Genomic DNA, 13,747 nt, shown 5'->3' on the forward strand with positions numbered 1-13,747 from the left:
TCACTTCTCCTTTTCTGATTTTTCTAAACTTAAAATAGCATTTTTAACTACCTCTTGTTCATTCCAAAAAACTTCTCTATTTTTATAAATTATTGAACTTTCATGACCTTTGCCCAAAGCTACAACCAAATCTCCTGCCTTTGCAAGACTTATTGCTTTTTCAATAGCCTGCTTTCTATCAGCAATAAAAAATAAATCCTTATTTTCAACTTTATTTACAATTCCTTTTGCAATGTCTTTAATTATACACATACTATTCTCGCCTCTTGGATCTTCATCGCAAAGTACTATTAAATCAGAATAAATATCTGCAATTTGCCCTTGCAAAAATCTTTTTTCAACATCTCTTTCTCCCGCAGAACCAAAAACAGAAATTAATCTATTGGTAGTAAATCTCTTAAAAATAGGAAAAAGTTTGGAAAAAGCACCAGGAGTATGAGCATAATCAATTATTACAGAAAAATTTTGCCCCAAATTAATACTATCCATACGCCCATCAAGACTTTTAATGCAGTCAAGTTTATCAACAATATCTTGAATATCGCTATTTAAAATTTGAGAAACTAAAATAAGAGCAGCCATTACATTCTCAACATTAAAACTCCCCAGCAAGTTAACATTAGCAAAATATTTAACCCCCTTGTGATAAAATTCAAATCTAGTAAAATCGGTTTTCTCATCAATAAAACTAACAAAAAAATCTGCTTTACTGCTTTTTAAGCTATAAGTAAAAGATTTCTTAACAGCATTCTTAAAATCAGAAGAATAAAAGTCATCAAGATTAATAACCCCAAAACCAGCATCATCACTAACAGACCGAAAAAGACCCAGCTTGACATTCAAATAATTTTGAATTGTGCCATGAAATTCAAGATGCTCATGTCCAATATTGGTAAAAACAACTGCAAAATAATTAACATCAATAAGCCTTGCTGTTTCAAGATCAAGCCCATGAGAAGTAGATTCAAGAATTGCATATTGAGCTTCATTTTTAACCATGTTGCTTAAAAATGAATGTATCTCCGTAGACTCGGGAGTTGATTGTCTGTAAGGATTTTTAATCAAGCTCCCACTCCCATCATCAAAAAATACTGTCGATATAAAACCTACTTTAACACCCTTTTTTTTTAAAAGAAGATATATATGATAACAAACAGAACTTTTCCCGTCAGTGCCAGTGACTCCAATAACTTTTAATTTTTTTGAAGGCTCATCATAAAAAATATTTGAAAAATTAGACATAAATTTTCTTATGTTAAAGTCATCTACCTTAATATAAGTAACATTAGAGCTGTAAAAATCCACATCTCGTGAACACACAATAACATTACTACCCTTTTGAATTGCAATTTCAATAAAATCATGCCCATCAAAATGAATTCCTGGAAGAGCAAAAAACACAAACCTGGGCAAAACCAATTTAGAACTATAAGTAACTCCTGATATTTCTAAATCAAGAGAACCTTTTACACATTTTATTAAATCTTGATCTAACTTTAATAAAACTTCATTAAGTTTTTTATTCATACATTAAAATTTTACATAAAACTAATAAAAATAGCTAAGAAATTCAAAATTATGCTTCAATAGAAAATATATTTACAATTTTCTATTTTTTTAATAAACTAAGCAATGTTACAAGGCGCTGTACCCAAGTGGCTAAGGGAGAAGTCTGCAAAACTTTGATTCGCCGGTTCGATTCCGGTCGGCGCCTTCTAAGGTCAAGTCAAAAATATTTTTATACTTAAGGACATAACTTAAGGCATTTTTATTAAAGATAAATTAAAATAATACATATATGCTAGAATTAATCATAATACTACTATTTATAATATTATCTGCTATTTTCTCAGCATCTGAAACAGCTTATACTTCATTAAGCATAATTCAGATACAAGACATAAGAAAAAAAGGGAAATCGGGAATATCGGTGTACAATTTGGTTCAATCTCCCTCAAAATTAATTACTACTATTCTTATCGGCAACAATATATCAAACATTGTAGCAAGCACACTTACAACAAAATTTGTACTTGAAAAATACGGAAACAGTGCACTTGCAATATCAACGGGCCTAATAACAATAATCGTTCTAATTTTTGCCGAAATACTTCCAAAACAAATTGCAATTCTAAATAATGAAATAATTGCCCTATCTACTTCATTTTTTTTAAAGCCATTAATTTTTATATTTACTCCACTAATATATATAATAAACAAAATCATAAAAAAAATATTAAATCTCTTTAAAGTTAAGACTAGCTCCCAAATGACTAAAGAGAGCATAAAAAATATGCTCTCTTTAGCAGGAAGTTTAGGAATTTTAAAAAATGACTCTAGAATATTTATGCAAAAAATGTTAGATATAGATCAGGTAAGAGCTTCTGAAATCATGACCCACAGAACAGGGGTTTTTTCACTCTCAAGCTCATCAAAGCTAAAAGATGTAATCAAATTGATCAAAGAAGAAGGATACTCTAGAATTCCTATATACAAAGGACAAAGCAGAGAACAGATAATTGGGATTTTAATAGCCAAAGACCTCATAGAAGTCAATAAAAAAGATATGAATAAAAACGTTTCTCAATTTATTAAACCAGCTGTATTTGTACAACAAAACAAAAGGATAAAAGACATACTAGATATTATGAGGAAAAAACAAAAAATAATGGCAATCGTAATCGATGAGTATGGTGGTTTTTCAGGGATACTTACAATAGAAGACATAGTAGAAAAAATTTTTGGAGCAATATCTGACGAATACGACATTAAAGAAGAAAAGCCTCTGATTACCCAAATCAATGACAATACTTACTCAATACTTGGAGAAACTACTTTTGACGAGATTGAAGAGGCAATTGGGATATCCATTAAACATAAAGAATATACAAATACAATTGGGGGATACTTAATAGATCTGCTTGACAAAATACCAACAAAAAACGAAACCGTAAAAACAAATGATGGAGAATATTTTATTAAGGAAATTCAGAATAATAAAATTGAAACAATAACTTTTATCAAATCTAAAAAGTAGTGACAAAATTCGCTTACTAAAAATAATTTAAAACATTAGGAGAAGCAAATGTTTGACATAAAACAAATTTTTAATAAAACTTATGAATATTTAATAATTATTATTACATTGATACTAATATCAATAATAGTTATTGCAAACATATTCATAGTAGGACCATCAGAAGAGGCAATTGTACTTCGCCTTGGCAAGCTTAACAGAACTCTTGATTCAGGAATACACGTAAAGATTCCATTAATTGAAGAAAAATTTATCGTACCTGTAAAAATAGTCCAAGAAATTAAATTTGGATTTCTAATATCTCCAAGCGATATTAGAGAAAATGATAATGCAAACGACGAAAGCAGGATTATTACCGGGGATTTAAATATCATAAACATTGAATGGTTAGTGCAATACAAAATAAGAGATCCTTATTCGTTCAAATTTAAAGTAGAAGATCCTGAAACAACAATTAAAGATATTGCAAAGTCATCAATGAATAGATTGATTGGGGATAATACTATTTTTGAAATAATAAATGATAACAGAGTGGGAATAACAGAAGGCGTAAAATCTTCTATGAATGAAATAATAGATAATTATAATTTAGGCATCGATGTAGTGCAAGTACAAATTAGAAATGCCCTACCCCCAAAAGGAAAAGTTTACGAAGCTTTCGAAGATGTAAACATTGCAATTCAAGACAAAAATAAATACATAAACGAAGGGAAAAAAGAATTTAACCAAATAGTTCCCAAAATCAAAGGTGAAGCATTAAAGGTTATTGAAGAAGCTAGAGGATACAAAGAAAGCAGAATAAACAATGCATTAGCAGACACAGAAATTTTCAATGCCATATTAGACGCTTACTTAAAAAATCCCGATATCACAAAAGAAAGACTTTACAATGAAACCATGAAAGAAATACTTGAAAACAAAGATAACATTGAATTAATTGACAAAAACTTCAAAAATTTTCTACCATTTAAAGAGGTAAAATAAATGAAATTTATAATAAATCTTTTATTATCTGCTATAAAGATTATAACCTTTACAGTAATAGTTTGCTTGACTATTTTGTCTATTTTCCAACCAATTTATATTTTAAAAGAAAATGAAATTTCAATAACCACTCGACTTGGAAAAATTCAAAGAACTGAAAATTTAGCTGGACTTAAATATAAAATCCCATTAATTGAAAATGTGCAAATATTTCCCAAAATCATTCTTAGATGGGATGGAGAACCTCAAAGAATCCCAACAGGAGGGGAAGAAAAGCAATTAATATGGATTGATACAACTGCTAGATGGAAAATTGCAGACATAAATAAATTTTACACAACAATAAAAACAATGAGTAGAGCTTACATTAGAATTGATGCAGCAATTGAACCTGCTGTTAGAGGGGTTATTGCAAAATACCCTTTGCTTGAAATTATAAGAAGCTCAAACGATCCTATTCAACGTTTGTCTAATGGAATACTCACCCCACAAGAAACAAAAATTAACGGTATTTATAAAATAACAAAAGGACGAAAGATAATCGAAAAAGAAATAATTCGTATAGCAAACAACAATACCAAAGATATTGGAATTGAAATTGTAGACGTACTAATAAGAAAAGTTACTTATGACCCAAGCCTTATTGAATCTGTAAACAACAGAATGATCTCAGAAAGACAACAAATCGCAGAAGAACAAAGAAGCATAGGATTAGCTGAAAAAACAGAAATTCTTGGAAGCATAGAAAAAGAAAAACTGAAAATATTAAGTGAAGCAAAAGCCACTGCTGCAAAAATAAAAGCCGAAGGGGATAGAGAAGCCGCAAAAATTTATTCAAATGCATACGGCAAAAATATTGAATTTTACAAATTCTGGCAGGCATTAGAAAGCTATAAAGCAGTATTAAAAGATAAAAGAAAAATTTTCTCAACAGACATGGATTTCTTTCAATATCTTCACAAAAGAAATTGAAATTTTATTAGCATAAATTTTTTCTTTAAATACCTGTAAAATATATATTATAAATCTGTTATTATAGATTAAATAGTAATGCAAATCTTTATTTAAATTTTAAAAAACAAACAAAAATATTTTAAACTTACATAAAAAAATAATTTACTACACATCTTGAAAAATTAATTAAATTTTTAGAATTGTCCATTTTAAAGCCTAAAAACTAGCTATGAATCATTTTTTTAGCACTAAATTTGAAAGCTAAAATTTAAAAAGAGTTGACAAACATATATACTTATGAAAAAATTAAGGTACTAGAATAAAAATGCTGCTGTAGCTCAGTTGGTAGAGCATAGGACTGAAAATCCTTGTGTCAGGAGTTCGATTCTCCTCGGCAGCATACATTTGTTTAAATTACAATTGTCGCTGTAGCTCAGTTGGTAGAGCATAGGACTGAAAATCCTTGTGTCAGGAGTTCGATTCTCCTCGGCGACATTTATTTAAAGATTAAAAGGATCTCAAAGTGATACTTAAAGAAATAAAGCAAATAAAAGATCTAAGCGAACAAGACATAATTTTTTCAAGAATAGGAAAGTTATCAAAACTTGGCACAAGAATAAATGAAAAAATCATTAAAATACTTTCCAAAGGCAATACACCATACATTCCTGTACTTAAAAAAGAAGAAGATGAGTCATATGAAGACCTTATAAAAAAAATAAATGAAGAAATTTTAAATGATGATCTTAACTATTTAAGAGAAAAGCTAATAGATAATCTAAAAGATGTATATAAGCCCTTTAAGGAAGACGATCCAATATTTATTACCAAGGGCAAAAAACCGCTCATGAAAATAAATACATTGATGGAGACTGAGCCTAATCAAATTTATTGGAAAGAAATATTGGAAGGAAGCTTTAAAATACTTCCAAGACATAAAATAACATCTTTGCAAAAAATTTTATTAGAAATATATCATTATTTTGATGTTAAAAAGCTTAGGACAAAAGAAAACCTTAAAGATAAAAAAACTTTAAAAAAATTATATTTATATTCTGCTAGAAGAGACTATGAATTTTTTAAAGGAAAAGTCAAAACAGAAGGTGATTCAATACTGCTACATTCAGTCGATACAACAATTTACTTTTTAATTACAATTGCAAATTTAAACAAAATAAGGTCTTTGAAAAATGCACCTCGTTCAACCATTAAATTTTTTCTTGATAAAACTGAATATACCGAATTTACAGAATTTTTTTATGCAGAAGACATGATACTACAAGCCGCACTTGGATCGTTGCTACACTCAATAGGATTAATGCATATAACAATATTGGAAAATATGGGTAATAAAATAAGCCTTAAAGACAAGAATTTTAAAGAACATCACAAATTAAAAATAGAGCACTTGGAAAAAAATATTAACATTGCTAAAAATTTGTTTAGAATAAGAGAAGATATTTCAGCTATTACAAAAATGATAATCAATGGGCAAAAAGACTACCTTGATGCCACTGGGCATCCGCAACTAAAAATCAACAAATTTATTCATGAACTTGTTAGAATTTTTTGTATAGTAGACACTTACGATGAATTGGTAAATCCAATCATAATTAAAGAAAGTGCTAACCCTTTAGAGACTGTTAAATTCTTAATAGAAAATAGTGGGAAATACTACTGGAGCAGAAAAGAGCCAAAAGAGCAAACAAAAAACAAAAAATTCGACATTAAAATGCTTGAAAATTTTTTAACAATACTTGCACCTTTTGATTATGGGCAAATAGTAGATGTAAACAAAAAAAATAATAATGAAAATCTTTTTCAAGCTGCTGTTCTGGAATACAAAATGGGCATTACGCCAAATCTATCTATAATAAACAAAAAAAACCAAACTTACAAAATAGAAGAAATAATAATGGATCTTGAGAACAAAGAAATTTTAATAAAAGATGCAAATGGAAATTATAAAAAAAATCCGTTAAACAATGTGGATGATTTTGTAATAAAAAACAGTATTTCAGAATTAAATAAAAATGAAATTCAACTCATTCCTTTTAGTTATGGAAAAAAATAAATCCTACAATATTCTCAAAAAAATAAGCTTTGATCCCCCATACCTTTTTAAATTATAAACTGAAAATTTTGATGTATTTATCTCCAAATCTTCACTAGAAGGATAATGCATAATGATGTTAACTTTATCATTTAAAATTTTACCCTTTAAAATAATCTCAAGCAAATTAATCTTATTTTTATAATTAAACGGAGGATCAAGATAAATAAAATCATAAAAAAGATCTTTTTTACTCAAAAAATCCTCTGCTCTTTGAAAAAAGAATTTATAAAATTCCTCAACAAAATTAAAATTCTTAACTAATGTAATTTTAATTTTTCTATTACATTCAACAAGATGAGTAAGACTAGCCCCCCTACTAAGAGCCTCAATAGACATTATACCAGTCCCTGCAAAAACATCCAAAAATTTTGAGTTAACAATATCCTTAAAAATAATAGAAAAAAAGGCTTCTCTAACAAGAGACATCACAGGACGAACAGAGCCATTCTTGGGAAATAAAATCTTTTTACCTTTATATTTACCCGAACTTACATACATAAATAAAAATTTTAAAACAATTTTAAAAAACAATGAATATATAAAATTAAATTTTTGCTATAATCTTATTTTAAGAGAGAAAAATATGAAAGGCATTATTCTGGCAGCTGGATATGGAACAAGATTTTTACCAATAACAAAAACAATTCCAAAAGAAATGCTACCAATTTTAAACAAGCCAGCCATAGATTATATTATTCAAGAATTTATTGATTCAGGAATAAAAGATATTTTATTTATAAGCTCAAGAAGAAAAAAAGTTCTTGAAGATTATTTTGACAGAGAAATTGAACTTGAAAATATTTTTTTAAAAGAAAATAAAAAAGATGAATTAGAAAAGATTAGAAGCAAAAAAATCAACATAAGCTTCATAAGACAAAAAGAAATGCTAGGAACAGGAAATGCCCTACTTTATGCAAAACCCTGGATAAATAGAGGACCTGTAGTTGTAGCTTACCCTGACGATCTTTGCATTGGAAATCCACCATTAAGCTTGCAATTGATCAAACTTTATGAAAAAACTGGAAAGAACATAATATCTATCATTGAAAATCCAGAAAATATAAATAGATACGGAGTAATAGATCTCTACAAAGACGAAATCCATGTAAAAAACATTGTTGAAAAACCAAAGATTGGAAGTGAGCCTAGCAATAAAGCATCTATTGGAAGATTTTTGTACAATTATGAGTTTTTTGAACATTTAGAAGAAGGATTCAAACTACATAAAAAAGGTGAATACTATCACATTTATGCTTTAAAAAAGCTAATGGATCAAAAAAAAGTATTATATAAAAACATTGAGGGGAAAAGAATTGACATAGGAACTCTTGAGGGTTATCTAGAGGCAATAATAAATTCTGCCAAAAAAGATAAAAAATTAATGGAAATTATCAAAAAAGGAATAAATGAAAACGATTAAAAAGGATTCAGAATTTTATGATTTCCTTGCTATATTAAAAAAGTATATAAACGAATATATAGAAGAAAAAGTTTTAAAATATGGCATTTCTTCCCAGCTTTACAAATTAGAAAAACCTGAAATAATTGAACTTATAAAAATTAGCAATGATTATGAAAAAGAAAAAAATGCATTTAACACTTCACTTGAAGAATACTACTACAAAAACACTAAAAATGAAGCAATTAAAAAATGGATATTAGAAATAGTAAGAAGCAAAAATTTTATTCAAATAAACAAAGAAGCTAATCTCAACACCAAAAAACTAGGAACAACATATAAACTAAAATCTAGCAACTTTTTAAAACTAATTGAAATACAAAATAGCCCTTATTATTCTCAAGAAAAAAAAGACATTTACAAGCAAATTATATTAAATTTTTCCAGCAATATTAACATTGACAGCCTAGAACAAACAATAGATATTCTGGTAGCTGTAAGAAACAGAAATAAAATTAAAATACTAAATATTTTAAATAAAAATTTAAAATATCGACCAGAAAATCAAAAAGTTTTTAAATCAAGCTTAACCAATAAAGAAAGTAGACTAATAAAATTAAAAAGAATGCTAATACTTACATATTGGCCAGTTGGGTGTTTGAGTAAAAACATTTTTATTAAAATTTTAATAAAACATTACAAATACTTGGAAGAAGAAATTCTAGCGCTAAAATACAATGAAATTTTAAACTACTTACGTGCACTAAAAACTTTAAGCCTTAATGAAATTTTTTATAAAGGTTCGAGTAAAAATATTAGCTTTAATTATTTTTTTAGCGATTTTACACAATACGCCCCAAAAGATTTTCAAGACACATTAAAGTGTTATTTATATGTAATTGAAAAAACAATAACAAAAAAATATTTAACTTGGTTTTTCAAAGACAAAATATCTAATAATTGGGAATCTTTCATAGATGCGCTTGAATACATTGAAAAACATAAATTAATCAACATAAAAGAAAAAATAAAAGAAATTATAACTGCAAAATTTCAAACAGAAGATTTTTTCATATCTTTTGACAAAACAAATTTCAACCCATACGAAAGCTCAATCTTTAAAGAAAGATACATTAAGAGTGCATTTTTAGAAATTATTATGCATTATGTCAAAAAAAATTCTCAGAATATAGAAACTTATGGCTGGATTGCATTCTATATTTATGCTGATAATAAGGATAAAAAAATTTTTTGTCAACGCATGAAAGAATTTTTCAAATCTAAAACCTTTGAAATACAAAATCAAATATTTGTATATTTTCTATCCTTTTACCCAAATATTGAATATAAGCATTTCAAATTTATATCAGACATACTACTCTACCTTGACGAAAATAAAATTACAATACCCAAAAAAATAATAAAAATACAAAAAATAAATCCCAGCCAACTAGATTACCAAAAATCATATCTTTTAATAAAATCACTAAAAACAAGATCAAGGATTTTAAAAATTATTCTCAAAAATATAAGATTTAATCTTATTGAAAACCTGGAAGATGAAAATGAGAAAAAATTATTACCTGCAATGTGCTATTTAATATATTGTGAGAATCTGGTAGAATTAAAAAACAATAGAAAGATAAAATCTAATGAAAAAAATAGTTTTTTAGAATTTATTTCTTTTTTCAAAACAAAATTGAAGCAAAAAATAAATTTTAAAAAAGAGCTTATGAAAGCTAAAGGCATTTAATCTAAAATAAGTATAATGGGAAAAGAATGAGGATTTATTTATTTTTAAATAAAAATTACAAGATTTTTATTTTATTTTTAATTTTAATATTAAATTCAAAATTGGCATATTCTCAAAGGCTAATTAGAATTGGCAAAGAAGAGATGAAAAACAAAAATTATATTCAAGCAATCGAAACACTAAGCGATGCTATTAAAAAATACCCAAAAGTACAACTCGGCTATTACTTTTTATCAATAGCATACAGAGAAAATAATCAACTAACAGAAGCAGAAGGAGCATTGCTTGATGGAATTGCAGTAGGGGGTGAAATCGACTACATACTATATTATGAATTAGGCAACATAATGTTTAACAGAGGGGAAGGTTACTATCCTTTAGCAATAAAATATTATTCTAATTCTATTAAAAGTAGACCTAATTATGACAGCGCGCTACTAAACAGAGCTAATGCCTATGTTCAACAGGGCAAAATAACTTCTAAAGAAAAAGAATACCAAAAAGCTTGGGACTCTTATACTATGGCTATCCACGACTACTCTCAATTTATTACCCTTAGATCAAAAACAGAAAAAAAAGATAGCATTTTGCTTATAATAAGTTATTTAAGAAATGAAAAAATTAATCTTGAACAACTTGACAAAAGTTTGAAGGGGCGAACCGAGCATATTGTATACGCTAAAGAAGATAAAAATCAAATACTTAAAGATAGTTTTAAAGACAACCTAGAAACAAATTCTTTAATTGAGCTAGAAAAACTTAATTGGCAAGAGGAGTTATACATAGATGAATAAAAAACATACAAATTTTTCGGTATTATTGCTTTTAATTTTCTTACTTATCTTATCATTTGGGGGCTTTGGTTACTATATATATCAAAGCAAATTAAATGACAAAAATCGAGAAATAATGCTAAACGAAGTTAAAAATAGCGTAATAGATCGAAACTATAAAAAAGCATATTCTGTTGCAAAACTTCTGCAAGACAAATACCCCCAAAACGAAGACATTGCAATGCTTACAAATACACTAGCAGAAATTGCCAACAGTAGTCCTTTTGAATCAAAAGACTTGCAAAGAGATTCTGCGAATCAAATCTTAGACAAGATCAAAGGCCAAGACAATACAAAAACAAATGTAAACGAAAATTTTGATATAGCATTTAATAATAGATACATCAAAGACAGCACAATAACAGAAAACTACTCTGACAGAAACGATGATGTTGGCATTGAAGATGAAGACATATCTGAATTTAAAAAAAGCAAAATCCCAGAAAAAATAAAACCAAATACAAACCCAAAAGAAGAAGACCAAATAATACAATCTCCAAATCCCAAATTGAGTGTTAATGACCAAAAAAATTTATTTAATTTGGAAAAACTAAAAAAAAAATTAAGTGAAAAATCAAATAGTGAAAATATTTTAAACAACTCTCAAAAAATAGAAAATGATAAGCAAAACACAAATTTATCCAAAGAAAAAAATTCGGAAAATATTTTAAAAACTCCAGACAGCAGTAAATATCCAAACAATAACAATACTACATCTTTAAAAAAAATTCCTTCAAATTCCCAAAAAGAAAGCGAACTTTCTCCGCCCAGTCAAACAATAATAGGGAAAATTTACAGGCCATATAGCTACTTAATAAAAAAAGAGCTCTATGAAATATTAGACAATATTAATACGGGGAGAGTCACACTTGGAAAAAACAGATTAAAAGAATTAATTAAAAAAGGGCTAAGCAACAAATTTCAAAAAGTAAATGAATTGATTGAAAATTCAAAAAATAAAGAAGCTTCAAATTTACTATTAACCTTAATAAAAAAAGATATTGAACCAAATCTCATCAATATACCAAAAGATCCTTACAAAAAAGAAATTTTTCAATTAGATAAAGAAGACAAGAAGCCTCAGCACCCGGAGGACCTTAAATCCAAAGTTCATTCAATAAAACCCATTGATCTTGAAAATACAAAATCACGCCAACAAGCCATTAAGGATCTAAACGAATTCTTAAAAAACAATCCCAATGACGCCCAGGCCTCTAAAACTTTAGCTCAAGCTAATAAAATACAGCACCTAGAGGACCTTAAATCTAAGGTTCATTCAATAAGGCCCATTGATCTTGAAAATACAAAATCACGCCAACAAGCCATTAAGGATCTAAACGAATTCTTAAAAAACAATCCCAATGACGCCCAGGCCTCTAAAACTTTAGCTCAAGCTAATAAAATACAGCACCTAGAGGACCTTAAATCTAAGGTTCATTCAATAAGGCCCATTGATCTTGAAAATACAAAATCACGCCAACAAGCCATTAAGGATTTAAACGAATTCTTAAAAAACAATCCCAATGACGCCCAGGCCTCTAAAACTTTAGCTCAAGCCTATGAAAACAATGGAGATTTGCTAAAAGCAGAAAATGTATACGAAAAAATTACCAAACTCACAAATACCCAAGAAGATCACTATAAACTTGGAATCATTAGATTCAAGCTTAAAAAGTATGAACACTCAATAGAATCATTTGATCAAACAATAAAGCTCGACCCAAAACATAAAAAAGCACTTCACAACAAAGGAATAGCTTTAATGATGCTAAATAAAAACAAAAAAGCAATAGAATCTTTTGAGAAAGCAATACAAATTGATAAAAATTATGGCACTGCCTACTACCAAAAAGGAATAGCAGAAGAAAAAAATGGCGACATGCAACAAGCATTTGCAAGCTTTAAAAATGCCTATAATCTCTACAAAAACCCCAATTATGCATTAAAAGCAGGAATAGTATCAAATAACTTGGGCAACTTCAAGCAAAGTGAAGAGTATTTAAATTTTTTTAATGCCAATGCAAAAAAACCTAATGAAATTGCTATTTACAACCTATCAATAGCAAAATTTGAAAACAATAAACTTGAAGAATCTCTTGAAACAATAAACAAAGCCATCGATTTAAATCCAGAAAAAAGTGAATATTTATATTTAAAAGCATCTATAAATCTTAAAAAAGAAAATTACCAAAATGCTATACCACTTTACAGCTTAGTAATTAAAAAAAACCCTGAAAATACTTCAGCCTATATAAACCTAGCAAAAGCATACGAAAAATCAGGAAATAAAAGTCAAGCAATCTCAACTCTTGAAAAGATAATAAACAAAAATAATAAATTAGCCTTAAACAATCTTGGGATACTTTACAAAAAAGAAAAAAATTATCAAAAAGCAATTGAAATTTTTGAAAAAGCAATAATCAATTCGGATATTGAAGCAAAATATAATCTTGCAACCACTCTAATTGAAATTAATGATAACACAAGAGCTAAAGACCTTCTAATAGAATATACAAAATTAAAACCAAACAATCCAGAAGCCTTACATGCACTAGGAATAATAGAATATAATGAGAATAACAATGATCAAACACTAAGAGAGCTTATAAAAAAATTTCCAAATTACAAAAAAAATGAAAATATTAAAAAAATAATAGGAATATAAATTTCA

At 27.6% G+C, this 13,747-nt stretch carries 10 protein-coding genes and 3 tRNA genes; 11 read left to right on the forward strand and 2 right to left on the reverse strand.

The genetic code is table 11. The features are described from left to right. Positions 1 to 1,527 (reverse strand): UDP-N-acetylmuramoyl-L-alanyl-D-glutamate--2,6-diaminopimelate ligase, encoded by a 1,527-nt coding sequence (locus BSV1_RS02160; RefSeq protein ID WP_008882641.1) that lies wholly within the window; start codon positions 1,525 to 1,527, stop codon positions 1 to 3. Between the two features lie 114 nt (positions 1,528 to 1,641). On the opposite strand from BSV1_RS02160, the gene BSV1_RS02165 reads away from it, so the two are divergent. The 7 genes from BSV1_RS02165 (at position 1,642) to BSV1_RS02195 (ending at position 7,049) form a co-directional block, all read left to right on the forward strand. Further along, positions 1,642 to 1,714: transfer RNA gene (locus BSV1_RS02165), tRNA-Cys, on the forward strand. An 84-nt stretch (positions 1,715 to 1,798) separates the two neighbouring features. After that, positions 1,799 to 3,037 (forward strand): hemolysin family protein, encoded by a 1,239-nt coding sequence (locus tag BSV1_RS02170; RefSeq protein WP_002656686.1) that lies wholly within the window; start codon positions 1,799 to 1,801, stop codon positions 3,035 to 3,037. Between the two features lie 48 nt (positions 3,038 to 3,085). Beyond that, the gene (hflK, locus tag BSV1_RS02175; RefSeq protein ID WP_008882569.1) at positions 3,086 to 4,021 is read left to right on the forward strand and encodes an FtsH protease activity modulator HflK; all 936 of its coding nucleotides are present in this window, start codon (positions 3,086 to 3,088) and stop codon (positions 4,019 to 4,021) included. Next, positions 4,022 to 4,993, forward strand: a complete 972-nt coding sequence (hflC, locus tag BSV1_RS02180) for a protease modulator HflC (RefSeq protein ID WP_008882362.1) — start codon at positions 4,022 to 4,024, stop codon at positions 4,991 to 4,993. It abuts the gene before it with no gap. Between the two features lie 309 nt (positions 4,994 to 5,302). Continuing rightward, positions 5,303 to 5,375, forward strand: a tRNA-Phe gene (locus BSV1_RS02185). A 22-nt stretch (positions 5,376 to 5,397) separates the two neighbouring features. Then, positions 5,398 to 5,470 (forward strand) — tRNA-Phe (locus BSV1_RS02190). 28 nt (positions 5,471 to 5,498) lie between these two features. Beyond that, on the forward strand, positions 5,499 to 7,049 hold the full coding sequence (locus BSV1_RS02195; protein WP_008882673.1) for an HD-GYP domain-containing protein: 1,551 nt from the start codon (positions 5,499 to 5,501) through the stop codon (positions 7,047 to 7,049). Between the two features lie 3 nt (positions 7,050 to 7,052). On the opposite strand, the gene rsmD is transcribed toward BSV1_RS02195, so the two are convergent. Then, positions 7,053 to 7,622: a 16S rRNA (guanine(966)-N(2))-methyltransferase RsmD gene (gene rsmD / locus BSV1_RS02200; protein WP_039949498.1), complete on the reverse strand. Its 570-nt coding sequence runs from the start codon at positions 7,620 to 7,622 to the stop codon at positions 7,053 to 7,055. Positions 7,623 to 7,674: 52 nt separating this feature from the next. Between rsmD and BSV1_RS02205 the strand changes: the two genes are divergently transcribed. The 4 genes from BSV1_RS02205 to BSV1_RS02220 are packed head-to-tail and all read left to right on the forward strand — an operon-like array spanning position 7,675 to position 13,741. Beyond that, positions 7,675 to 8,511: a UTP--glucose-1-phosphate uridylyltransferase gene (locus BSV1_RS02205; RefSeq protein ID WP_008882789.1), complete on the forward strand. Its 837-nt coding sequence runs from the start codon at positions 7,675 to 7,677 to the stop codon at positions 8,509 to 8,511. Then, positions 8,498 to 10,243: a BB_0208 family protein gene (locus BSV1_RS02210; RefSeq protein WP_008882722.1), complete on the forward strand. Its 1,746-nt coding sequence runs from the start codon at positions 8,498 to 8,500 to the stop codon at positions 10,241 to 10,243. Before BSV1_RS02205 ends, BSV1_RS02210 begins: the two co-directional genes overlap by 14 nt. A gap of 26 nt (positions 10,244 to 10,269) precedes the next feature. Further along, complete coding sequence (locus tag BSV1_RS02215) at positions 10,270 to 11,037, forward strand: tetratricopeptide repeat protein (RefSeq protein ID WP_002556806.1); 768 nt, start codon at positions 10,270 to 10,272, stop codon at positions 11,035 to 11,037. Next, positions 11,030 to 13,741 carry a tetratricopeptide repeat protein gene (locus tag BSV1_RS02220; RefSeq protein WP_008882321.1) on the forward strand — a complete coding sequence of 904 codons (2,712 nt, stop codon included), beginning with the start codon at positions 11,030 to 11,032 and terminating at the stop codon, positions 13,739 to 13,741. The genes BSV1_RS02215 and BSV1_RS02220 overlap by 8 nt, the downstream gene beginning before the upstream one ends. The last annotated feature ends 6 nt before the right edge of the window (positions 13,742 to 13,747 follow it).

Source organism: [Borrelia] finlandensis (assembly GCF_000181875.2).
Classification (GTDB): domain Bacteria; phylum Spirochaetota; class Spirochaetia; order Borreliales; family Borreliaceae; genus Borreliella; species Borreliella finlandensis.